The sequence below is a fragment of the Stenotrophomonas sp. 82F1 genome, assembly GCF_056861525.1.
On record NZ_JBSPUD010000001.1, the window covers coordinates 78,477 to 101,036 of the forward strand.

General features: G+C 62.3%; 17 protein-coding genes. 13 read left to right on the forward strand and 4 right to left on the reverse strand.

Annotated features, from left to right (window positions below; all coding sequences use genetic code 11):
- The first annotated feature begins 539 nt into the window (after positions 1 to 539).
- The 5 genes from AC13GI_RS00355 to AC13GI_RS00375 all read left to right on the forward strand — a co-directional run bounded on the left by AC13GI_RS00355 (position 540) and on the right by AC13GI_RS00375 (position 9,544).
- Complete coding sequence (locus AC13GI_RS00355; protein ID WP_482995187.1) at positions 540 to 6,626, forward strand: RHS repeat protein; 6,087 nt, start codon at positions 540 to 542, stop codon at positions 6,624 to 6,626.
- A gap of 101 nt (positions 6,627 to 6,727) precedes the next feature.
- Entirely contained in the window at positions 6,728 to 7,606 is an 879-nt protein-coding gene (locus tag AC13GI_RS00360; RefSeq protein ID WP_482995188.1) for an RHS repeat-associated core domain-containing protein, read from the forward strand.
- A 2-nt stretch (positions 7,607 to 7,608) separates the two neighbouring features.
- The gene (locus tag AC13GI_RS00365; RefSeq protein WP_353098632.1) at positions 7,609 to 7,980 is read left to right on the forward strand and encodes a DUF7668 domain-containing protein; all 372 of its coding nucleotides are present in this window, start codon (positions 7,609 to 7,611) and stop codon (positions 7,978 to 7,980) included.
- Positions 7,981 to 8,142: 162 nt separating this feature from the next.
- Positions 8,143 to 9,153 carry an integrase arm-type DNA-binding domain-containing protein gene (locus AC13GI_RS00370; protein WP_482995189.1) on the forward strand — a complete coding sequence of 337 codons (1,011 nt, stop codon included), beginning with the start codon at positions 8,143 to 8,145 and terminating at the stop codon, positions 9,151 to 9,153.
- Positions 9,122 to 9,544, forward strand: a complete 423-nt coding sequence (locus tag AC13GI_RS00375; RefSeq protein ID WP_482995190.1) for a DUF4265 domain-containing protein — start codon at positions 9,122 to 9,124, stop codon at positions 9,542 to 9,544. Before AC13GI_RS00370 ends, AC13GI_RS00375 begins: the two co-directional genes overlap by 32 nt.
- On the opposite strand, the gene AC13GI_RS00380 is transcribed toward AC13GI_RS00375, so the two are convergent.
- The gene (locus tag AC13GI_RS00380) at positions 9,541 to 9,759 is read right to left on the reverse strand and encodes a hypothetical protein (protein WP_380655088.1); all 219 of its coding nucleotides are present in this window, start codon (positions 9,757 to 9,759) and stop codon (positions 9,541 to 9,543) included. The genes AC13GI_RS00375 and AC13GI_RS00380 overlap by 4 nt on opposite strands.
- 141 nt (positions 9,760 to 9,900) lie before the next feature.
- Between AC13GI_RS00380 and AC13GI_RS00385 the strand changes: the two genes are divergently transcribed.
- From AC13GI_RS00385 to AC13GI_RS00400, 4 genes are read left to right on the forward strand one after another with little or no spacing between them, the layout of a single operon-like run.
- A complete protein-coding gene (locus AC13GI_RS00385; protein ID WP_312704449.1) occupies positions 9,901 to 10,581 on the forward strand; it encodes a vWA domain-containing protein in 681 nt (226 codons plus the stop codon).
- Between the two features lie 2 nt (positions 10,582 to 10,583).
- Complete coding sequence (locus AC13GI_RS00390) at positions 10,584 to 11,339, forward strand: PP2C family serine/threonine-protein phosphatase (RefSeq protein ID WP_165376574.1); 756 nt, start codon at positions 10,584 to 10,586, stop codon at positions 11,337 to 11,339.
- 4 nt (positions 11,340 to 11,343) lie between these two features.
- Positions 11,344 to 12,729 (forward strand): hypothetical protein, encoded by a 1,386-nt coding sequence (locus AC13GI_RS00395; RefSeq protein ID WP_482995191.1) that lies wholly within the window; start codon positions 11,344 to 11,346, stop codon positions 12,727 to 12,729.
- Entirely contained in the window at positions 12,726 to 14,744 is a 2,019-nt protein-coding gene (locus AC13GI_RS00400; RefSeq protein ID WP_482995192.1) for an energy transducer TonB family protein, read from the forward strand. Before AC13GI_RS00395 ends, AC13GI_RS00400 begins: the two co-directional genes overlap by 4 nt.
- A 23-nt stretch (positions 14,745 to 14,767) precedes the next feature.
- On the opposite strand, the gene AC13GI_RS00405 is transcribed toward AC13GI_RS00400, so the two are convergent.
- Together AC13GI_RS00405 and AC13GI_RS00410 are read right to left on the reverse strand one after the other, a co-directional pair.
- Complete coding sequence (locus AC13GI_RS00405; RefSeq protein WP_482995193.1) at positions 14,768 to 15,400, reverse strand: GyrI-like domain-containing protein; 633 nt, start codon at positions 15,398 to 15,400, stop codon at positions 14,768 to 14,770.
- Positions 15,397 to 15,825, reverse strand: coding sequence for a VOC family protein (locus tag AC13GI_RS00410; protein ID WP_482995194.1), 429 nt, complete (start codon positions 15,823 to 15,825; stop codon positions 15,397 to 15,399). The genes AC13GI_RS00405 and AC13GI_RS00410 overlap by 4 nt, the downstream gene beginning before the upstream one ends.
- A gap of 338 nt (positions 15,826 to 16,163) precedes the next feature.
- Here AC13GI_RS00410 and cyoA point away from each other — a divergent pair, with 338 nt between their 5' ends.
- Genes cyoA through cyoD form a run of 4 tightly spaced genes read left to right on the forward strand, consistent with a single transcriptional unit; the run spans position 16,164 to position 20,183 of the window.
- Positions 16,164 to 17,207, forward strand: a complete 1,044-nt coding sequence (cyoA, locus tag AC13GI_RS00415; RefSeq protein WP_099821050.1) for a ubiquinol oxidase subunit II — start codon at positions 16,164 to 16,166, stop codon at positions 17,205 to 17,207.
- Positions 17,208 to 17,209: 2 nt separating this feature from the next.
- Entirely contained in the window at positions 17,210 to 19,207 is a 1,998-nt protein-coding gene (gene cyoB, locus AC13GI_RS00420; RefSeq protein ID WP_336025919.1) for a cytochrome o ubiquinol oxidase subunit I, read from the forward strand.
- Positions 19,204 to 19,842 (forward strand): cytochrome o ubiquinol oxidase subunit III, encoded by a 639-nt coding sequence (gene cyoC, locus AC13GI_RS00425; RefSeq protein WP_099821051.1) that lies wholly within the window; start codon positions 19,204 to 19,206, stop codon positions 19,840 to 19,842. Before cyoB ends, cyoC begins: the two co-directional genes overlap by 4 nt.
- The gene (gene cyoD, locus AC13GI_RS00430; RefSeq protein ID WP_025873831.1) at positions 19,842 to 20,183 is read left to right on the forward strand and encodes a cytochrome o ubiquinol oxidase subunit IV; all 342 of its coding nucleotides are present in this window, start codon (positions 19,842 to 19,844) and stop codon (positions 20,181 to 20,183) included. The genes cyoC and cyoD overlap by 1 nt, the downstream gene beginning before the upstream one ends.
- A 212-nt stretch (positions 20,184 to 20,395) precedes the next feature.
- Here cyoD and AC13GI_RS00435 read toward each other — a convergent pair whose 3' ends face one another.
- The gene (locus tag AC13GI_RS00435) at positions 20,396 to 22,453 is read right to left on the reverse strand and encodes a putative bifunctional diguanylate cyclase/phosphodiesterase (RefSeq protein WP_482995195.1); all 2,058 of its coding nucleotides are present in this window, start codon (positions 22,451 to 22,453) and stop codon (positions 20,396 to 20,398) included.
- Between the last annotated feature and the right edge of the window lie 107 nt (positions 22,454 to 22,560).

Genomic DNA, 22,560 nt, shown 5'->3' on the forward strand with positions numbered 1-22,560 from the left:
GTCAAATTCCTCGATCCCCATTTCCTGTGCTCTGAATACCCGGCCTTGCTTCAAGGCTCTTTCAGGGATTGGAAGGATGGGGAGTTTCGGGGGAACTGCAGGCGGCGTGTCCACCCGCTTCAGGGGAATCGAAGGTCGAATTCGGAAGCTGGGTGCTTTAGGCACTTGGCCGCGCTGCGTGCTGCTGATTGGATTCGGCCTGGCACCCTCCGCAATTGCCCAGACGACGGTCACGTACATCTACACCGACGCTTTGGGGGCGGTGGTGGCTCAGACGAATGCCCATGGCAATGCGATTAGGCGATATGACTATGAGCCCTACGGTGCAGTGGTAGGTGGTCAGGTTAAGGATGGCCCGGGATATACCGGGCATGTGAGTGACTCGGCCACTGGCCTACGCTACATGTAGCAACGTTCTTGCCGGACTGAAATTTCATTCGGTGAGCACGTGATCGCCGTCACTTGTGAATGAATTGTGAATCGTGTTACACATGTCGCGCGGGTCAACTGGGGAGTTGATCAGCACTAGCGGGTATGCGTTGAAGACTGCTCCAACCTGCAGTGACAGGTGGTGCAGGCCGCGTCATGGACGAAGGGAAATCCACCATATGAAGCGTTTCCAAGGAACGGCGCGCCGTTCGTTGTTGTGCCTGCTCGTACTTCTTGCTGGGCCAGCGATGGCCGCGCAGCCATGGCAGGAATACTCCAAGCTCATCAAATCTCGCGAACAGATCACATCTGAAGGCCCGCAACTGTTCGGTGATTCAGTGAATCTGTATACCGGCGAGCTCAGCTTTGCGGTGAGCGAGGTTTCAATCCCCGGAAACAATGCCTTGCCCGTGGCGCTGGGCAGGAAGTACGTGGTTCCCGGAGAGGGCATCCCCAATCACCCCATGGGCGATTGGGACATCGATATCCCCTTCGTCGGCGGCACGTTTGAGCATGACTCGGGCTGGAACGTGACAACCGCGCAACCCTGGGCTCGCTGCTCCTCGCCAGTGGAAGCGTGGGAGGGCGCACCTCTGGTGGTGGGTGTCCAGGGCATGTCAACCGTGGACTCGTGGGAGATGTGGCACGGCAATCAGCTCTTTACATCTACTACGGGTCCGCAGGAACTGCTGTTCCGCGTAGCCGGTTCGCCCGCGGGCCCAAGTGACGGGCGAGTGTACCCGTGGCTGACGGCCCAGAACTGGACGCTGTCGTGCTTGCCCACACTAAAAAGCGGCCATGCGGGCGAGGGGTTTCTTGCACACGCCCCAGACGGAACCAAGTACCACTTCGATTGGATGGTCGTTACGCCTGTGGAGCCCTTCGCCAAGCCGAAGATCCAGGGCGGAGTCGTGGTCGATCACGTGTTCCTGCGTGACCGCATACGCCTGTATCCATCCCTCGTCGAGGATCGTCAGGGAAACTGGGTCAGATATCACTGGTCCGGCTCTCAATTGACGCTTATCGAAGCAAGCGATGGTCGGCGGATCGATATCACTTGGACGTCAGGCCGGATATCGCAGGTCAGAACGGGTACCCGTACCTGGCACTACGAATACAACCCGTGGGGAATTCTCCTGCAGGTTACGCGTCCAGATGGTCGCCAATGGAAGTACGACCACTCACAGGTGGCGGGGATCATCTATGACCCTAGAGAAGAGTCCGTTGCTGACGCGTTGGGGCAGCGGCGGCGCTTTGTCCAGGATCAAGGAGTGATATGTGCTTGGATGCGAGTGTTGAAGGACACGCCGAGCGTCCTTCGAATGACGCACCCAACCGGCGTCACAGGTGAGTTCACCTTGGGCACCGTCCGCAATGGCCGTACGGGCGTTGCATCAGATTGCCTCTTCCCGATGATCGGACTGAATGACTTCATACCTGATCCACCCGGCGACACCATTTCAAGTACGTTGCCGATTCGCTTCGATACCTTGGCGTTGAGGGCGAAACGCATTGTTGGTAGCGGTGTGGATCTCACCTGGCGCTATGACTACGCTCCGCCCAGCGCCCAAGCCATCACTGACTGCAGGCCCGGAAACTGCCAGACAACCAAGACCAGCACGGTGACTGCACCTGACCAGTCAACCACGGTCTTGACCTATGGCATCTATTTTCAGGAAAACGAGGGAAAGCTGCTGCGTACCGAAGTGCGCCAGAACGGCGGCACGTTGCGAACCACTGATGACATCTATGTGAGCAATGCTGAGGTTGTGTCGCAGCCATTTCCGGCCCGGGTCGGGATCAGCTCGCAAGGGCGGCAGGATACGTTCGCCAGTGAAACCTGGCGCCCCCTTCGTGAGCGGCGGATCACCGAGGGCGGAACGGTGTTTTCCTCCACCGTCGAGCAGTTCGACACGCTGACGCGTCCCCTGCGCGAGAAACGCCACAATTCGCTGGGAGAGTCGCGTACCACCGCGACTGAATTCCGCGATGAGCGGATCCGTTGGATTCTTGGGCAGGTTGCCAAGGTGACCAGCGTCGACTCCGGTCTGGAGATCTCCCGCACTGACTTTGATGCGTTTGCGCGCCCGTCCCAGAGCTGGTCCTTTGGTCGCCTTGATTCAACCACTGAATACGATGTTGATGGCACCGTGTCGCGTTACGTCGACGCCAATGGCAATGCTACGCGTCTCTCCTCGTGGAAGCGCGGCTCTCCCCAGCTTATCCAATTCGCGGACGGTGCGAGTGTGCAGGCCACAGTTGACGACCACGGCTGGTTGCGCTCGGTTACTGATGAGAACGGATTCACCACGTCCTATGACTACGACATCATGGGGCGCATCAGTGGCATCAACCAGCCATCCGGCGACAGTGTTGCCTGGAGTCCAACGAACATTTCGCTGGAGTACATGCAGGCGGCTGAGAACGGTATTCCTGCAGGTCACTGGCGGCGGAGCGTAACCACCGGTGACGCCCGGTCGGAGACCTATCTGGATGCGTTGTTCCGGCCGGTGCTGACCCATGCTTTTGATGCTCGTAATGTAGCCGGCACACAATCATTTGTCCGCTCTGTCCTTGATCATGAGGGACGAACGCTGTTCACTTCCTATCCGCACGCGTCGCTGCCAGCAGCAACAGGTACGTGGCAGGAGTTCGATGCGTTAGGCCGTCTGGTGGCCACGTCGCAGGATAGTGAGCTCGGTTTGCTTACAAGCTACGTCAGCTACAGCGGTGGCAACTCCGTCCGTATCCAGAACCCCCGTGGCCAAGTGACAGTCACGCGATACGAAAGCTTCGATGCACCTGCCCAAGACAACCCTGTGCTGATCGAGCACCCCGAAGGGGCGCGCACAGCAATCAGTCGGGATGTTCTTGGAAAGCCGCTGAGCATAATGCGGTACAGCATCGATGGGGCGACCTCTCTGCTGCGGAAGTTCATCTATTCCGGCGACCAGCGTCTGTGCAAGAGCATCGAGCCGGAAACCGGCGCGACGGCTATGGGTTATGACGCTGCAGGCAATCTGGCATGGTCTGCATCCGGTCTGGCTAGCCTTTCCGATGCGTGTGACGAGCCGGCAGCAAGGGCATCAGGGCGCCTCGCTACACGCACCTACGATGCACGTAATCGACTGAAGACGCTGGCATTCCCTGACAACAATGGCAGCCAGTCCTGGACGTATACGCCTGACGGAAAGACGGCGTCCGTAACCACCCAGAATCAACTGGGAGCAACGAATGCGACAAGCATGTTCGAGTACAACCGCCGGCGACTGCTCGTTGGCGAAGAATCGCGAATTCTGAATGGGTCGACGCAGACCCTTGGCTACGCCTACGACAGTATGGGAAACATTGCAGGCGTGCGGTATCCGAGCGGCAGCTATGTACACTACGCGCCCGATGCGCTGGGAAGGCCCACCCAAGTGGGTGACCAGGTAACGCAGATCAGGTATCACGCCAATGGAAGTGTGGCGTCCTTCACCTATGCCAATGGCATCGCGCATTCGTCGCCACAGAATGCACGGCAGCTGCCTCTGCAGATCAATGACGCAGGTGTGCAGGGTCTGCAGTATCAGTACGATCAGAACGGCAACGTCAACGCAATCAATGATGCAGTCGACGCTGTGCGCAATCGCACGATGAGTTATGACGGCCTGGATCGCTTGACACGAGTTCAATCGCCGTCATTCGAGGGTACGGGGGTCTTTGAGTATGGCTATGACGCGCTCGACAACTTGACCCGGGTCAGTCGTGGTGGGGTGACGGACCACTCTTATCTTTACGACGCGTCAAATCGCCTGACCAATGTCCGCAACGCGGCCGGCGCCACGGTGATAGGGCTGAACTACGACGTCCAGGGCAATCTGAGCACGCGAAACGGGCAGGCCTTTGTCTTCGATGCGGGTAATCGCTTGCGTGCTGCTGCAGGCAAGGAGCGCTATGACTATGATGGCTTTGGACGTCGTGTCCAAGCCATCGACACCGAGGAGCGTGGAATCCGCTCGCTCTATGGCAATGATGGCGTCCTGCGTTGGCAATACAACCAGCGTGATGGAAAGATCCTGGAGTATCTGTACGTGGGCGGCCGCCTGGTCGCACAGGTTGAGCAGCCTGCAATGATGGGGGTTCCTGTACTGGTTGCTCCTGTGATGGACTCTACAGGCACTTTCAGTGTGGGTTGGTCGGACGTGGGCGCTGTGTCCTATGAGCTGCAGGCGTCCATCAATGCAGGAGCGACTTGGGCGCAGGTCTACCGTGGCGGCTCCCGCACCGCAAACGTTCAGGTAGGCGCCGCCGGGTCCTATCTGTATCGCGTGCGCGCATGCGATGGTAGTACCTGCGCTGCCTGGAGTTCCGTCGTGAAGACGGATGTCATCTTCAAGCCGGCCACGGCGCCGGTGCTGGTTGCACCAGGTATTGGCCTGTCTGGTACGTTCAACATCGAATGGAGTGCTGTGGCTGCGGCAACGCGCTATGCGCTGGAAGAGGCCGGCTCCGCAGCCGGCCCCTATACGGTGATATACGATGCGGGGCTGCTGAGTTTCGCTGTCACTTCGCGCCCGGCGGGTGACCACTTCTACAGGATTCAAGCCTGCAATGTTGCGGGGTGCAGTCCTTGGTCTGCTCCGGCCAAAGTTGCTGTGGTGCATCCGTCGGGATCATCCCCGGTGCTCAGCGTGCCGACCACAAGCATCAATGGTGTAGTGGCAGTTCAGTGGTCGGGTATCGCCGGCACTGCCAGGTACGAGCTTGAACGCGCTGCTGCCGAAGGCTGGGCGCAGATCTACAGTGGCGCTGCCCTGTCATTCAATGAACAGGGACTGGCATCCGGTATCCATCGCTATCGAGTGCGAACCTGCAATGCGGCCGGCTGTAGTGCCTGGTCTGCTGAGGCGGTCACGACCATGGTGCGCGTGCCTGCTGTCGCACCGGTCATTGCGTTGTCCTCTACACAAGCCAGCGGCACCTACAGCGTGAGTTGGTCGGCGATTGCCGATGCGGCAACCTACACGTTGCAGGAGCAATCGGCCGGCGGTAGCTGGGCCGTCGCATACACTGGTGAAGCTCGGAGCTTTGCAGTCAGTGGCAAGGGAAACGGCACTTGGTCGTATCGCACGCAGGCCTGTAACGCAGCGGGTTGTGGTCCGTTCTCGGTCGTGTCTGCCACCGAGGTTCTGTTGCCACCGGGGGCGCCCGCAGTTAGTGCCCCTGGCTCTTCCGCGACCGGTAGTTTTGCTGTCACCTGGACATCTGTGCCGACCGCAACGACCTATAGGCTCGAGCAGTACAGCGGTGCTGCTTGGACCGAGGTGTATGCAGGCTCGGGATCCAGTTTTACCGTTGGAGGACGAAGCACTGGTACCTGGTCCTATCGCGCCGTTGCATGCAATGCCAGTGGATGTGGCACATATTCAACGGCTGTAAGCACCCAGGTTCTGTTGCCTCCGCCTTCACCTTCGTTGCAGGCGCCTCCATCGTCCGACTCCGGTGCCTATCGTGTGTCCTGGTCGACCGTGGCAACTGCCATAAGCTATGACGTGGAGCAGTCTGCGGGAGGTGGTTGGTCCAGCGTTTCCAGTGGCACCAGTACTTCGGTCGATCTGACTGGACGTCCCAACGGCACGTATCGCTATCGTGCGCGTGCGTGCAATACGTCGGGTTGTGGCGGATGGTCGGCTGAGATCTCCGTCGTGGTTGTGTTGACCCCGCAATCCGCACCGGTGCTGAGCGTGGAGGCGGAGAGCGGTTGGCGGGTCGCCTATCCCAGTTGGACCCAGGTTCACCTTGCCAATGAGTATCGTCTGCAACGCCGCTTCAACGGTGGTGGCTGGCAGGAAGTCGCCCGAGGGGCAATGAATAGGGTCGAATTGTCGGTGTATCCGGGAGCACATACGTTCCGTGTTCAGGCCTGCAACGGAGGGGCGTGTGGCCCCTGGTCTACGGAGGCCAACACATTTGCTCTTCCCGACCCTCCTTCCTGGGCCTATGCCGAGTATATAAAGGGTGGTTGCAGAGTCACCTGGAATGGTTCTGAGGGGGCTAGCTATTCCACGATCGAGGATGACTTCGGCGTGCGCGTGGCTGGGAACGAAATGGTTTTTGCAACGTGCTCGTGGGCGTACACGGTGCGTAATTGCTTGGATGGCCACTGCAGCCAAGGGAAAACTGTACAACCGGAGGGGGGCGACCCATGGCTGTAATGGTACGGGCAAGCCAATGCGCTGGTGGGTTGGCAGGGCGCATTTCCATGAATTCTGCGTCAAGGGTTGTCGGGTTGATCCGAGGGACATGGCAGCAACTCATGATTGCCGCCCTGCTGCTCACTGGGCAGGTTCAGGCCCAGACGACTGTCACATACATCCATACCGATGCCCTCGGTTCGGTTGTTGCCGAGAGCGATGCCAATGGCAACGTGATCAAGCGCTATGACTACGAGCCCTACGGAGCCGTAGTTGGAGGTCAGGTCACGGACGGGCCGGGGTATACCGGGCATGTGAGCGACTCGGCTACCGGGCTGAGTTACATGCAGCAGCGGTACATGGATCCGCAGCTGGGTGTGTTTCTGTCTGTGGATCCGGTGACTGCGTATCAGAAACCGGTTGAACAGTTCAATCGGTACCGGTATGCAAATGGAAATCCGTACAAGTTCAAAGATCCTGATGGACGCATTGTCGAGACCGTATGGGACGTTGCGAACATTGCGATGGGCGCGACGAGTGCCTACTCGAACTTTAGCCAAGGTAATGTGGGGGCGGGTATTGTCGACTCAATCGGTGTGGCGATTGATGCGACGGCAGCTGCAGTGCCCTTTGTTCCCGGAGGCGCGGGTACGGCAATCAAGGCCGCCAGGGGACTTGATAAGGCTGTTGACGGTGCGCGCACAGCTGAAAAGCTTGGCGACGCGGGCAAGATGGTTGGAGATCTTCCAAAACCACCCACGGGGCCGGGGGCAGTTCCAGTAGCACAACGAGACCCACAGCGGTTGTTCACTGATTCCGCACGAGAATCCAAGCGAGCTGAACAAGGTGGAAAGTGCGCGACGGGTTGCGGGACGTCAATTGATCGGAGCAATTCCGCCGGGCATCATGTCGAGCGACACGCCGACGGTGGTCCTACAACATCCTCCAATCATGCCGAGGTCTGTTTGGACTGCCACAAGCAATTGCACGGGAGAGATTAACAATGAATGAGACGACCATAGCTAAAGATGGTGAGAACGAGATTGCGGTGCCGCAAGCTTGGCGGCCCACGCTCGCAGCCATCGTCGATGCTCTGATTCAAGGGGGCGAACCATCGCTACCGCAGGTGACCCTTCAGGCCCCAGATGTGTGGGCAAGCGCGCTAGAGAGCATTCGCGCGTATGGCGCACACTTGAAAAGGCTGCCAGATGAGTCCTGGAACTCTTCCGTCTGCATCTGGTATGGAGATTTTTGGAATGTTCTGGTTGATCTTTACACAGAAGAGGAGGGGCGAAGTGATCTAGTGCTTCAGGCTCACGTGTACGAAGTTGGTGATGGATATCGATACGAGGTGGTTTTGGTATACGTACCGTAAAACCTGTAGGTCTGTTCGAATTTAATCGATTTTCAAATCAATTGGTGACTGAATTGGCGGCTACATGTGGCGGGGCTATTCACTGCGGACGATCCTTATCCAAACACCGCCTCGCATCCTGTCCTAAGTTGGCCTTATCGCCACTTACGGACAGGATGCCTGATGTCATCCACCCTTACCAAACGCATTGTTCTTACAGCTGAACGCAAGGATCGCCCCTACGAGCTCCGGGATGCTCAGGTTCGCGGCCTGATCTTGCGAGTGCAGCCCTCCGGTCATAAAGCTTGGATCGTGACCTGGGCGCACGGTAAGCGTCGTACCTTGGGTTCGGTGGAACATCTGTCACTTGATCAAGCCCGCGTCCAAGCCCGGCAAGCGGTCGCTGAATACGTTCAGTCGGGATTGCCTGCGCTCGCAAAGTCCAAGCCCACTACTTGCACGCTCGAAACACTGCTCAACGAGCATTTCGAGCCGTGGGCGATAGCTGAGCTCAAGGGCGGTCGTCAGTACCCGGACCGCATCCGATCAGTGTTCCCGTGGTTGTTGCGCCGTCAGATCATAGAGATTGACGTGCCCACAATGGAGCGATGGTGGCGCGGTCGTGTCACTGGCCCTGACGCCGTCACAAAGGCTACCGCAGCGCGCGACTTTGCTTGCCTGCGGTCTGCCTTGTCCCGGGCCGTTGAGTGGAAGCTGATCGAGACGAACCCCCTGATGGGCATGCGTCAGCGATCAGCAGCTAGCCGCAAGGTGGTTCGGTTCCTGTCGCCAGATGAAGAAGCGATGCTCCGGACTGCACTGGCAGCGCGCGACCTGGCCGGGGTTGAGGGGAGGGCAAATGTCAATGCGGCTCGCCGCAGGTATCGGCAAGCGGTCCTGCCTGATTTGCCGATGGACGGGTACGTCGATCACCTGACCCCGGTGGTTCTTACAGCCATTAATACCGGTATGAGACGTGGTGAGCTGTTGTCGATGAGCTGGGCTGACATCAACTGGGAAGCAAAGATGCTGACGATCCAGGCGGAGAACGCCAAGTCCGGTAGGCAGCGTCACATATTGACAAGAGCAATAAAGTTGACTGGGTTCCTCCTAAAGATCGAACGCCATGACCAAAGACGAGTACGTAAAAATTGCGTTTTGATTGCTGCAGCAGGATGGATATCCCCCTGCTGAGTGGGAGGGTCTGTGGGCTCTTCCTCAGCCTGAAGGGTACCTCATCGATAGCGTGCCATTTTATGCTCGGCTTATTAGTTGCGGCGATGTTGTTTGTGCGACTGAGATCAATGGCGATCTAGTATTTGATAGTGTAAAAACTCCCGGTGGGCATTCAACGATTCGCGTAATATCATACTTGAGTGAGTTGGTATCCGAAGTGCGGAGTAGAGTTGAAGGGCTTGGGTGCTCTACGGAGTTGAGTCATGTTGCAACTTTTTTTTCGATCGACGTGCCGCCGAGAGTGAATTATTGGAATATCGTTGATCTTCTGGATATGTATGCGGAGAGAGGGGGGCTGGACTATGAGGAATCCTCGATTCAACATGATGAAAGAAGTGGTGATGGCTAGGTTTTCGAATTTTTCGGTGTATTTTTCTGTTGTTGCTTGCCATCTTCATTAAATTCACAATCTGGTCCAAATTGCACTGCTGCCCCCACTTCGAATGAATCGATTGCGACATCCATGTGTTGCACCGCCTGATTCCATTCTGGCGATCGGTGGTGTCTGGCGACTTGCGAAGAGCAGCTCGCAGGTTCGACTTCTGTTTCCGGCACCAGTTGCATGACAAGCCCCGGCCCAGGTCGGAGCTTTTTGTCTGGCCGGCACGGCTCCCCGTGAGACCTCGTCCCCTGGGCCTCCAGCTCCCCCTATAATCGTCCCCGCAGGTCACCTGCACCGGTTCACCCGCACGGAGGCTTCCCATCATGTCCATTGCCGCAATTCCCGATGTTTCCCTGGTCGACAACAGTGAACAGCGCACGCCGCTGATCCTGGTGCTGGACTGCTCCGGCAGCATGAGCGGTGGCCCCATCGAGCAGTTGAACGCGGGCCTGAAACTGTTGGAGCAGGAGCTGAAGGCCGATGTGATCGCGGCCAAGCGCGTGCGTGTGCTGCTGGTTGAATACGGTGGCATGGACAACGCGGCCATCAGTGGTGATTGGTGCGACGCGATGGATTTCACCGCGCCCACGCTGTCGGCCAACGGCACCACGCCGACCGGTGCGGCGGTGGAACTGGCGCTGCAGGAAATCGAAGACGAGAAGGCGCGCTTCCGCCAGGCTGGCGTCGCCTACACGCGGCCGTGGTTGTTCCTGATGTCCGACGGCCAGCCCACGGACGCCTGGGAAGCGGTGGCTGAGCAGTGCCGCGAGGCCGAGCAGCAGAACAAGGTGGCGGTGTTCCCGATCGCCGTCGGCAATGCCGACATGAGCGTGCTGGGCCAGTTCAGCCGCAATGGCGAGCGCGGCGTGAAGCGCTTGCAGGGCCTGCAGTTCAAGGAACTGTTCCTGTGGCTGAGCGCGAGCATGCGGGTGGTCTCCAATTCGACGCCCGGTGGCCAGGTGCAGCTGCCGGCCACCGACAGCTGGTCGCAAGTGCCGGTCTGACCATGGCCTGGCGCGTGATGGCCGCATCGGCCACGGGACGGTCCCATCTGGACCGCGGGCAGCCCTGCCAGGACGCCTATGCGTCGGTGCAGGTGGGGCAGACATTGGTCGCGGTGGTCTGCGATGGTGCAGGCTCCGCATCGCACAGCGATGTGGGCGCCCGGCATGTATCCAGCAGCGTGGCGGCGTCGGTTACCGGATCTGCCCAGCTCGGGGCAGATCCATTGGCACTACCGGTGGATGCGTTGCGCACCATCATCGAAACCGCTGTCGACGATGCGCGCGGTCAGCTGGCGATGCTTGCGCTGAGCCAGGGCCTGAAGCTCTCCGACCATGCCTGCACGCTGGTTGGGGCGGTCGCTACACGTGATGGCGGCTGGTTCTTCCATGTCGGCGACGGCGTCGCCGCCTGCGCCTTCAGCAATGAATCGCCCGATGCCGTGTCACTGCCCGCCAACGGCGAGTACGCCAACGAAACGTGGTTCGTGACCGGTGGCAACTGGCGCGAGCAGCTGCGGCTGACCCGCTTCGAAGGGGCGATCGACGCGCTGGTGCTGATGTCCGATGGCGTGCAGCCGTTTGCGATGTCGCGCGCGGGCGACAGCCTGTTCCAACCGTTCATCGCACCGGTGATCCGTTATCTGGCCGGCGTCGATGAGACCCACGGCAGCCAGGCGTTGCACGCGACGCTGGCCGACCCGCGCACCGATCAGATCACCGGCGACGACAAAACGTTGCTGGTTGCGCTGCCGGCCTGAGCACATGCCCGGGCGCAGCGGCGAAAAGGTCTACGACGCACAGCGCAGGCCGCTGACCCTGGAGCGGCTGCTCAAGAGTGGCGGTGCGGGCAGTGTGTTCACCCTCAATGAGCGGCCGCGCGAAGTGGCCAAGCTCTACCACTCGGACAAGGATGCGCGCGTCTACGAGCGCAAGCTGCAGGCGATGCTGGAGCTGCAGCCGGACCTGCCGCCGATGGAGGGGCAGGGCGCCGACCAGGTACAGATTGCCTGGCCGCTGACCCTGCTGCGGGACGGCGGTGGGCGTTTCATCGGCTTCACCATGCCGATCCTGGATCTGTCGGCCACCAGCGACCTGGAGCATGTGCTGCAGGAGCGGCAGGCGCGCGCCGAGGGCCTGCCCACCGGCCTGGGCGCGAAGATGACCCTGGCTGCCAACCTGGCGGTGATGCTGGCTGCGCTGCACCGGCGGCAGCACTATGTGGTCGACCTGAAGCCGCTGAACGTGCGGTTCTATCGCAGCACCTTGTTCATCGCGATGCTCGATTGCGATGGTTTCAGCATCCAGGGCAAGGGCGAGCGCTTCCCGGCCGGGCAGGTCACCACCGATTATCTGGCGCCTGAGTTCCAGCAGCCAGGGGTGAAACCGGGCCAGGAGGAGGCGCAGGATCGCTTCGCGTTGGCGGTGATGGTGTTCCAGCTGCTCAATTCCGGCCTGCATCCGTATGCGGGCCGGCCGCAGGGGGCGACGGTGCCCAGTGACCTGCCGGCGCGTATCGCCGCCAACCTGTACCCGTATGCGCGCGGCAAGCCGCATCCGCGGATGCTGCCCTCGCCGGTCAGTGGGCATGAGATGTTCCCCCCGGCAGTGCGCGACATGTTTGATCGTGCGTTCTCGACGCAGGCGCGACGGCGGCCTTCGGCGCAGGAATGGGCCACGCTGCTGCTGGACTACGCGCGGCGCAACGCCGGGCAACTGGTGACGTGTGGCAAGGATGCCGCCCATCAGCATTTTGTCGGCATGCCCTGTGCCGCCTGCGCCCGCGTTGAACTGCTGGCCGGCAGCGCACGCGCGGCGCAGACTCGCTCGCGGCAGAAACCGGCCAAGGCCCGCAAGCAGCGCGCACGCACCGCCGCGCGCGTCGCCCAGGCGCAGCCGGTCGGTGCGCAGGCGTCGGCGGCAAGCGGTGTTCCCGGGGTGATGTCGCGGGTGACGATGGCGGTGATCGGCACGCTGCTGCTGGGCTGGGTGATGGGCTGGGGCATGCCGGCCTACCGCCGCTACAGCGCGCTGGTGGACCCGGGCATCTGGGATGGCGTGGGGCTGGCCGTGCAGATGGCCATGCTGGCGATCGCGATCCTGCTGTTCATCCTGTTCGTGCCGATGCTGATCATGAGCAAGCGCCCATGAAGCTGCTGGGTGTACTGGCCGTGCTGCTGCTGGCGCTGATCGGGTTGGCGCCGTTCTGGGGCGACCTCGGCGTGCTGGTCTACAGCTCGATCGGCTGGCTGGGACGAGTGCTGTCGAGCGGCGCGTTGAGTGATGGCAGGGCGGCACTGCGTGCTGCGCTGCTGATCGGCGGAGCGGTGTCGGTACTGTCATTCCTGCGCGTAGCGGTGCAGGACCGGGCCGTGGATTATCTGATCGCGTCGGTGATGTTCGGCTTCCTCTCATTCGTCGTCTTTATTGTCACCGGCATTTCCGGGGATGGCGCTACGGGCGCAGGAAGCGGTCAACAAGGGCCGAGTTCGGTACTGGTCGGCGAGGATCGCACTACAGTTCCGCGCTGGTATTCGCGCGGTCATTTCGAGCGGGAAATGCTCAACAAGGTGCACGAAACCGCGCGTGCCGCTGCCCGCGGCGATCTGCCGCGCACGCAGGCGCTGATGCAGGAGCTGGATCTGTGGGCGCGCAATGGCCCGGCGCTGCGCGAAGACCGCACGGAGTACGAGCGCCTGCGCGCGGCGTACAACGAGACGATCGAGACGCTTGCCGCCCGCTCCGGACGCCGCACGCAGAGGACGGCGGGCCTGGCCAGCGACGCGGGCGCGATGGTGGAGCGGCTCACTGCGGAGGAAGCGCGTGAGGTGGAACTGAAGCAGATCGAGCTGCTGCAGCAGATGTGGAAACTCTCGCCGTCGAGTACGTCGGTTGCAATGCGCCTGCTGGCGACGGATCTGCAGGAACTGGCGATCCGCTCACGGTGGTCGCCACGCAAGCCATTCGACCGAGAAGGCGACGCGGCACTGGAAGAGCGCCTGTGGCGCGTCCACGGCACGCAGGAGGTGTTGTTCGCCTATGCGCCGCTGGAGGAACGCCTGTGGAATGCCTACGCGTCGACGATGGTCGACACGGACGAAGAGCTCGCGCTGGGCGCGCTGGTGATTGCGGGACTGATTGACCGCAGCGACAAGACCGCCTCGGCGGATCCGGCCCGGTTCGACGTGAATACTCTGTTGCTTGGCAGCGACGTGTTCATGCTCTCGACGCTGCTGGCCAGCGCCTCCGAAGACCGCATGGAGATCCTGAAGGCGCGCGCGACGCTGCTGCTGGGCGATGATGATCGGCAGGCGAAGGCGGGCAAAGGCGAGGCGCAGGACACCACCGGCACCGCTGCAGACCCGGCGGGCCCGGTAGTCTCGGAGCCTTCACCGCCGGCAACCTCGAAAGCGGACACCGTCAGGCAGGCGCAACGCGCGATGCCGCCAGCGGGGATGCTGGTCGATCGCAAGGGCCTGGCGCTGCGTACGTCGCCACCGCTGCCGCCGTCGTCGCCACCGGCCGAGTATGGGCAGGTGCTGGTCGACCTGCCTGCTGCCGGGTTCAAGGACCTGCGCCACGGCATCCCGCTGCGCGCGCCTGTGCAGGCCGACAGCATGGTGACCCTGCAGGTGGATGTCTGGCAGAGCGGCGTGGTTACCTCGGTGCTGATTGAAAGCAGTAGTGGCAACGCCGTGCTGGATGAGGCCGCGCGCCGGGGCGCACGCACCTGGCTCAGCGCGTCGAAGGTGCCCACAGGCGGCGAGCGCAGGCAGGTGACGGTCGTGTTCAAAGCGCCTGTCGCCGGCACACCGCCGGCGGTGACCGTGGACGCACCTTCGCCGACGGCCATGGACCCGCCGCCGCAGCAGCTGGATCCCGAGCAGGCGCTGGGCGCGCAGTTGGCGGCGATGACGCGCCGGCATCCCCCGCGTTATCCGCGTGGTGACGGGGAGACGGTGCTGGAAGGCAGCGTCGAGCTGCTGATCACCCTGTCAGCCGAGGGGCGCGTACTCGATGTGACCGTGGACCGCAGCAGCGGACATCCTGCGCTGGATCGCGCCGCCCGTGAGGCTGCACTCCAATGGCACGTCACCCCCCGGCGGCCGGTGACCACGGTCAAGCAGATCACCCTGCGTCTCCCGGTGCAGTTCCAGGGCGGCTGACGGAGCAGCCCGAGGCCCGGCCGTCACAGCGCCCGCACCGGTTGCCGCAGCACCGTTTTCAGGCGAGCAGGCTCTACCTTGCGTGGGTCGCCCAGGTAGATCTCATGATGCGGCCCGGCGAAGGTCAGCCCCTGTGCCGGCATGATCCGTTCATGCAGTTCGGCCAGTGTCGGGCCCTCGTCATCGTAGGCGCCTACATGCAGCGTCTGCAGGCACAGGCCTTCCTCGTAAAGTGCCAGGCGCAGGCTTTGCGGCGCGGTACCGCGCTTGTTCGATGCCTTGGCCACCGCTTCGTTGAAACGCGGAACGCCGACGTCCAGCGGCGTGCGGATCATCATCGTCCAGCGCCACGCGTGCTTGCGCCGTGCCACGAAGCTGGACGGGTCGTCGGCCCACCACAGTCCCTCCAGCGGCGGCACCACGTAATCCCGTCCTTCGGCCTTCATCGCAAACTTCAGTGCGTAGCTGACCGAGTACAGCCACTCGACCGCATTGCGATAGGCCGGCGCCTGGTTCGGATCACCCTGGCCATCGACCATCACGAAGGACATCGGCGGCACCTCGATCCGCACGAACGAGCCGACCGATGGCCGGTACAGCGCCTTGTCCTGCGTCTTGAAGTCGATCTTTGCCGGCGCCGCGGCAGACCGGGTCATTGCGCGGCTCCGTTGGCAGGCCCCTTCAGTTCCACCGTGTTGCCGTCCGGATCCTTGAAGTACAACGACAAGCCATCTCCCTCGGCGCCGAAGTTGACCTCGGCCGGCGCCAGCACCGGCACGCCGTGGGCGGCCAGGTGGGCGACCAGCGCGGTTTCGTCGAAGGGTTCGACGCGCAGGCACAGGTGGTCGACGTTGCGACCTTCGCTGCCCGGCCCGCTACCGCCGTGGCGACCGAGCGTGCCGTCCAGACTGATCAGATCGATCATCGACGCACCCGCACGCAGGTGCACCAGGCCCAGGTGCTCGCGCCGCCGTACCGCCACGCACCCCAACACCTGGGCATAGAAGGCTTCGCTGCGGGCCAGCTCGCGCACCCGCAGCACCACATGGTCGATGCGTTCAACGCTGAAGGGTCTGTCCATGCCGGGTTCCTCGAAGAAAGGGAGCTCAAGACTTGCTGAACCTGTTCAGTCGACTGTGCCGAACGAGGCGCCTCGTTGTCGCCGTGGCCGATGCTACGCTGCCGTCCCCGCGCGTTCTGCCCGCCACAATCGCGCGGTGCGACAACGTGTCGCAGCCAGATCCGGGCCTTTCCTGCGCCTGATCATTGTCAATGCCTTTCTTAAATGGTGGGTGACGGCCTAAAATTGAAGGGCTGACTCGACCCCACCTTACCTGCCTGTCTTCTGGACGGGTGGGCCCGGCTTTGGCCGGTGCGGGCAGGACGGGGAACGGCATTCCCTCGCAATTGGATCGACCGATGATTCCGTTGAAAACCCTTGGGCGCTGGTTGCGCCCGGGCTTGCTGCTCGCATTGCTGGTGATGCTCACCGGCTGCGATGCCGTGGCCATCCTCAGTCCGAAGGGCCAGATCGGCCAGGATGAAAAGACACTGCTGATCACGGCCACCGTGCTCATGCTGCTGGTCGTCATCCCGGTCATCATCATGACCCTGACCTTCGCGTGGAAGTATCGCGCCTCCAACACCAAGGCCCGTTACGAGCCGAAGTGGTCCCACTCGACGGCGATCGAGGTGGTGGTGTGGTCGATCCCCTGCATGATCGTGCTGGTCCTGGCGGTGCTGACCTGGCGGTCCTCGCACGCGCTGGATCCGTACAAGCCCCTGGAATCGGACGTCAAGCCGGTCACCATCCAGGCGATCTCGCTGGACTGGAAGTGGCTGTTCATCTATCCGGAAGAGAAGGTCGCGGTCGTCAACGAGATCAAGTTCCCGGTCAACACCCCGCTGAACTTCGAGATCACCTCCGATACGGTGATGAATGCGTTCTTCATCCCGCACCTGGGCAGCATGATCTACTCGATGGCGGCGATGGAGACCAAGCTCCACCTGATCGCCAACGAACTGGGTGAATTCCCGGGCATGTCCTCGCACTACAGCGGTGCAGGCTTCGCCAAGATGCATTTCACTGCCTACTCGGTCACCGATGCGCAGTACCGCCAGTGGCTGGACCAGGTCCGTGCCGGCGAGCAGACCCTGGACAAGACCTCGTTCAAGGCGCTGGGCGAAGCGAAGAATTCCGAGTGGTACCCGGTCACCTACTTCGGCAAGGTTGAAGACAGCCTGTTCGACTGGGTCATCGCCAAGCACATGGGCGACAACAAGCACTACGGCATGAAGCATGCCCATGCGGGTGCGGCTGCTGCCGATGCGTCCAGCCATGAAGCGCACGAGGGGCACGCCCCGAGCGACGCGCATGATGCCAAGGAATCCGGGAAGAACCTGGATGCCACCGAAGAACACGAACACGCTGGCCATGAAGGCCACATGGGTTCGGGAGAATGAACATGTTGGGAAAACTCTCTCTTGAGTCGATCCCCCACGATCCAATCGTGCTGACCACCCTGGTCGGTGCGGTGCTGGGTGGCCTGGGCGTCATGGCCCTGATCACCAAGTTCAAGCTGTGGGGCTATCTGTGGAAGGAGTGGTTCACCTCGGTGGACCACAAGAAGATCGGCGTGATGTACATCATCGTCGCCTTCGTCATGCTGCTGCGCGGTTTCTCCGACGCGATCATGATGCGTACCCAGCAGGCCATCGCCGTCGGCGGGTCCGAGGGTTACCTGCCGCCGCACCACTACGACCAGATCTTCACCGCCCACGGCGTGATCATGATCTTCTTCGTGGCGATGCCGCTGATCACCGGCCTGATGAACCTGGCCGTGCCGCTGCAGATCGGTGCGCGCGACGTCGCGTTCCCGTTCGTCAACTCGCTCAGCTTCTGGCTGTTCGTGTCCGGTGCGGTGCTGATCATGCTGTCGCTGTGGATCGGTGAATTCGCCGCCACCGGCTGGCTGGCCTTCCCGCCATTGTCGGGCATCGAGTACAGCAACAATGTAGGTATGGACTACTACATATGGGGACTACAGGTGGCGGGTCTGGGTACCACGTTGAGTGGTATCAACTTCTTCATCACCATCCTCAAGATGCGCACCCCGAGCATGAAGCTCATGCAGATGCCGGTCTTCACCTGGACCGCGCTGGTGACCAACGTGCTGATCGTCGCCGCCTTCCCGGTGCTGACCATCACCCTGGTGCTGCTGACCCTGGACCGTTACCTGGGTACGCACTTCTTCACCAATGACGGTGGCGGCAACGCCATGCTGTACATCAACCTGATCTGGATCTGGGGTCACCCGGAAGTCTATATCCTGGTGCTGCCGGCCTTCGGCGTGTTCTCCGAGGTCATCGCGACCTTCTCGCGCAAGGCCCTGTTCGGTTACAAGGGCATGGTCTACGCCACCGCCTGCATCGGCGTGCTGTCGTTCATCGTGTGGCTGCACCACTTCTTCACCATGGGCTCGGGTGCCAACGTCAATGCCTTCTTCGGCATCACGACGATGATCATCTCCATCCCCACCGGCGTGAAGATCTTCAACTGGCTGTTCACCATGTTCCGCGGTCGCGTGCAGTTCACCACGCCCGTGCTGTGGACCATCGGCTTCATGGTCACCTTCACCATCGGCGGCATGACCGGCGTGATGCTGGCGATCCCGGCCATCGACTTCGTGCTGCACAACAGCCTGTTCCTGATCGCCCACTTCCACAACGTCATCATCGGCGGCGTGGTGTTCGGCATGTTCGCCGGCATCACCTACTGGTGGCCGAAGATGTTCGGCTTCCGCCTCAACGAGTTCTGGGGCAAGTGCGCGTTCTGGTGCTGGTTCATCGGCTTCTATGTGACCTTCATGCCGATGTACGTGCTGGGCTTCATGGGCATGACCCGTCGTCTGCAGAGCACCGTCAACCCGGCCTACGAGCCGTTCCTGCTGGTGGCCGCTGTGGGCGCCTTCATCGTGGGTGCCGGCATCCTGTGCCAGATCATCCAGGTGGCCGTGTCGATCCGCGACCGCAAGAAGACTGCCGACCTCACCGGCGACCCGTGGGATGCCCGTACGCTGGAGTGGGAAACCTCTTCGCCGCCGGCTTTCTACAACTTCGGCACCTTGCCGGAAGTCACCGAGCTGGACGATTTCTGGGAGCGCAAGCAGCGTGGTGAAGCCTGGCCGAAGCCGGCCAAGTACACCGACATCCACATGCCGCGCAACACCGGCACCGGCGTTGTCATCGGCGCCTTCAGCATGGTGTTCGGCTTTGCGATGATCTGGCACATCTGGTGGCTGGCCATCATCGGCTTCGTCGGCATGATCGCCACGTTCATCTACCGCACCTTCGACCAGGACGTGGACTACTGGGTCCCGGCTGCCGAGGTGGAACGCATCGAGAACGAACACCGCAAGCACCTGGAAGCCCAGGGCCTGGTGAAGTCGGAGCTGAAGGCATGAGCACCAATACCTCCACCGTGAACCACGGGCACGCCGCACACGCGGCGGCCCATGGCCATGACGACCACGAGCACCACGACACCGGCGGCAACACCGTCTTCGGTTTCTGGGTGTACCTGATGAGCGACTGCCTCATCTTCGCCTCGCTGTTTGCCACCTACGTGGTGCTGGCCGGCGGCACCGATGGTGGCCCCGGCGCGAAGGACCTGTTCGAGCTGCCGTTCGTGGCGTGGGAAACCGCGCTGCTGCTGACCTCGTCGCTGACCTTCGGCCTGGGCATGATCGCCATGCACCGCAAGCAGGTCGGTCAGATGTTCCTGTGGCTGGGCATCACCTGGCTGCTGGGCTTTGGCTTCATGTGCATGGAAGTCTATGAGTTCCAGCACCTGATCCATCAGGGTTACGGTCCGGACCGCAGTGCCTTCCTGTCGGCGTTCTTCGCCCTGGTCGGCACCCACGGCCTGCACGTCAGCGCCGGCCTGCTGTGGCTGCTGGTGATGTTCGTGCAGCTGAAGAAGTACGGCCTGACCCCGACCAACAAGACCCGCATGGCGTGCCTGAGCCTGTTCTGGCACTTCCTGGACCTGATCTGGATCGGCGTGTTCTCCGTCGTCTACCTCAATGGAGCGCTGTAATGGCACATGACAACCATGCACACGACCACGCCGCCGGCGGCGAAAGCCACGGCACCGTGAAGTCGTACCTGATCGGCTTCGTGCTGGCGGTGGTGCTGACCGTCATCCCGTTCTACATGGTGATGTCGGGCGATTTCTCGCGCACCGTCAACGGTGTGGTGATCGCCATCACCGCGGTGCTGCAGATGCTGGTCCACCTGGTGTTCTTCCTGCACCTGGACCGCTCGTCGGAGAGCCGCTGGAACGTCAACGCTGCGGCCTTCACCGTGGTGGTGATCGGCATCATCGTGGTCGGTACCCTGTGGGTCATGCACAACATGAACGTGCACATGATGCACTGACGTCTTCGCGACGTTGCCACGCAGAAAGGCCGCCTTCGGGCGGCCTTTCTGTTTGCCGCGCGATCGCGGGGAACGCATCCACGCATGGCGTGGATCTACCCGTCACCGCGAAGTCCCCGCACAGTAGATCCACGCCATGCGTGGATGCGGTTGCCGTTCAATGCATCCGGAGGATGCAGTAGATCCACGCCATGCGTGGATGCGGTTGCCTCTCACCCCACCTTGCGCAGGAACTCCTCGGCCTCCATCGGCCGCCCCAGGTGATAACCCTGCAGCTGGTCGCAGCCCAGCTCACTCAGGTACTCGCGCTGCGCCTGGGTCTCCACGCCCTCGGCCACCACCTGTAGCTGCAGGGTGCGGCCCAGCGCGATGATCGACGACACGATGGCCGCATCCTCGTCATTGCGTTCGAGGTCATGCACGAACGCCCGGTCGATCTTCAGCTCGGTGGCCGGCATGCGCTTGAGGTACAGCAGGCTGGAATAGCCGGTGCCGAAGTCGTCGATGGCGATGTGCACGCCCATCGCAGTCAGATCGTTGAGGATCGCCAGGCTGGCCTCGACATCCTTCATCGCCGTGGTTTCGGTGATCTCCAAGGTCAGCCGCGCCGGGTCGATGCGATGCCGTTCCAGCACCGACCGCACGCTGTCCAGCAGGGCCGGGGAGGCGAACTGCAGCGGCGACAGGTTCACCGCCATCGTCCAGTGGCTGTGCCCGCCGTCATGCCAGGCGCGCAGCTGCGCGCAGGCCTGGTCCAGCACCCAGTCGCCGATCGGCAGGATCAGGCCGCTGCGCTCGGCGATGGGAATGAACACGTCCGGTGCCAGCAGGCCCAGCTCCGGATGCTGCCAGCGCAGCAGCGCCTCGGCGCCGGTGGCGGGCGCGTCGGCCGCCGGAAATTTCGGCTGGTAGTGCAGCAGCAGTTCGTTGCGCGCGATCGCCTTGCGCAGGTCCTGCAGCAGCCGCAGCTGGCGGTTGGCACTGAGCTGCATCGAAGGGATGAAGAAGGTGTAGCCGTTCCGGCCGGTTTCCTTGGTGTGGTACATCGCCGCATCGGCATGCGCCATCAACTCGCGTTCGTCGCCGGCATCGTCCGGATACAGGGCAATGCCCAGGCTGGCGGTGACCTGCAGTTCCGCCGCATCCAGCACGAACGGTTCGCTGGCCGCCGCGATCACCCGTTCGGCGACCACCGCCGCATCGTCAGGCGCATCAATGGCCAGCACGATCACGAACTCGTCGCCACCGAGGCGGGCGAGGGTGTCCTGCGGCCGCAGCTGCGCCCCCACGCGCTGGGCCACCGCGACCAGCAGGCGATCGCCCAGCTGGTGGCCATAGGCATCGTTGACGGCCTTGAAACCGTCCAGGTCGCAGAACATCACCGCCACCGACTGCTGGCGGCGTTGCGCCTTCTCGATGGCCTGCTCGATGCGATCCTGCAGCAGCATGCGGTTCGGCAGCTGGGTCAGTGGATCGTGCAGTGCCGCCTGGATCAGCTTGTCATTGGCGTGGGCCAGCGAGTCGGCCAGCAGACCGGTGCGCACGCGCATCTGGCGGTCGAACAACGAGGCAACCAGGGCGATGCCCAGCGTGGCCAGCGTGGTCACGATCACCAGCACGGCCAGCCAGCGGGGATCGATGCCGCCGCTGCCGACCGCGCCGCAGACGCTGCCTGCCGGGAAGCGTGCGGCGGCCATGCCGGTGTAGTGCATGCCGACGATGGCCAGGCCCATCACCAGTGATGCCAGTATCCGCAGGCGCACCGTGTTGCGTTGCTCGACGCGCAGCCGGAAGGCGATCCACAGCGCTGCACCGGCGGCGCCGATGGCCACCGCGATCGACGCGGCAAACCAGCCGGGGTGGTAATCGATGCCCGGCTGCATCCGCATCGCGGCCATGCCCAGGTAGTGCATGGCCGCGATACCCAGTCCCATCAGCACCGCACCGGCGGCCAGCCGCTGCAGTGGCAGGCTGGGCCGCGACACCAGCCACAGCGCATAGGCCGATGCGCCGATCGACACGGCCAGCGAATACAGGGTGATCGCCAGGTCGTAACCGACTGGAATCGGCAGCTTGAACGCCAGCATCGCGATGAAGTGCATCGACCAGATGCCCAGGCCCATCGCGGCGGCACCACCGGCCAGCCACCAGCGGGCGACCCGGCCCTCGGCCGTGGCCAGGCGGCCGGCCATGTCGAGCGCGGTATACGATGCCAGCATGGCCACCAGCAGCGAGATGGCGACCAGGCCCTGACTGTAACTACCAGTCATGTTGAATCCAGAGGAGAAGGGAGGGGCGCCCGCAAGGCGCACGCCCGCCACCGCTATCGGCACCGGCGGGTGGGACTTGAGTGGTCGCAGCACGTGCGACCCGGCTC

What these genes read in the sequence shown, in the direction of transcription:
- AC13GI_RS00360 (WP_482995188.1), top strand. Translation starts at nt 6,728, where the DNA reads ATGATTGCCGCCCTGCTGCTCACTGGGCAGGTTCAGGCCCAGACGACT.
- AC13GI_RS00365 (WP_353098632.1), top strand. Translation starts at nt 7,609, where the DNA reads ATGAATGAGACGACCATAGCTAAAGATGGTGAGAACGAGATTGCGGTG.
- AC13GI_RS00370 (WP_482995189.1), top strand. Translation starts at nt 8,143, where the DNA reads ATGTCATCCACCCTTACCAAACGCATTGTTCTTACAGCTGAACGCAAG.
- AC13GI_RS00380 (WP_380655088.1), bottom strand. Translation starts at nt 9,759, where the DNA reads ATGCAACTGGTGCCGGAAACAGAAGTCGAACCTGCGAGCTGCTCTTCG.
- AC13GI_RS00385 (WP_312704449.1), top strand. Translation starts at nt 9,901, where the DNA reads ATGTCCATTGCCGCAATTCCCGATGTTTCCCTGGTCGACAACAGTGAA.
- AC13GI_RS00390 (WP_165376574.1), top strand. Translation starts at nt 10,584, where the DNA reads ATGGCCTGGCGCGTGATGGCCGCATCGGCCACGGGACGGTCCCATCTG.
- AC13GI_RS00395 (WP_482995191.1), top strand. Translation starts at nt 11,344, where the DNA reads ATGCCCGGGCGCAGCGGCGAAAAGGTCTACGACGCACAGCGCAGGCCG.
- AC13GI_RS00400 (WP_482995192.1), top strand. Translation starts at nt 12,726, where the DNA reads ATGAAGCTGCTGGGTGTACTGGCCGTGCTGCTGCTGGCGCTGATCGGG.
- AC13GI_RS00405 (WP_482995193.1), bottom strand. Translation starts at nt 15,400, where the DNA reads ATGACCCGGTCTGCCGCGGCGCCGGCAAAGATCGACTTCAAGACGCAG.
- AC13GI_RS00410 (WP_482995194.1), bottom strand. Translation starts at nt 15,825, where the DNA reads ATGGACAGACCCTTCAGCGTTGAACGCATCGACCATGTGGTGCTGCGG.
- cyoA (WP_099821050.1), top strand. Translation starts at nt 16,164, where the DNA reads ATGATTCCGTTGAAAACCCTTGGGCGCTGGTTGCGCCCGGGCTTGCTG.
- cyoB (WP_336025919.1), top strand. Translation starts at nt 17,210, where the DNA reads ATGTTGGGAAAACTCTCTCTTGAGTCGATCCCCCACGATCCAATCGTG.
- cyoC (WP_099821051.1), top strand. Translation starts at nt 19,204, where the DNA reads ATGAGCACCAATACCTCCACCGTGAACCACGGGCACGCCGCACACGCG.
- cyoD (WP_025873831.1), top strand. Translation starts at nt 19,842, where the DNA reads ATGGCACATGACAACCATGCACACGACCACGCCGCCGGCGGCGAAAGC.
- AC13GI_RS00435 (WP_482995195.1), bottom strand. Translation starts at nt 22,453, where the DNA reads ATGACTGGTAGTTACAGTCAGGGCCTGGTCGCCATCTCGCTGCTGGTG.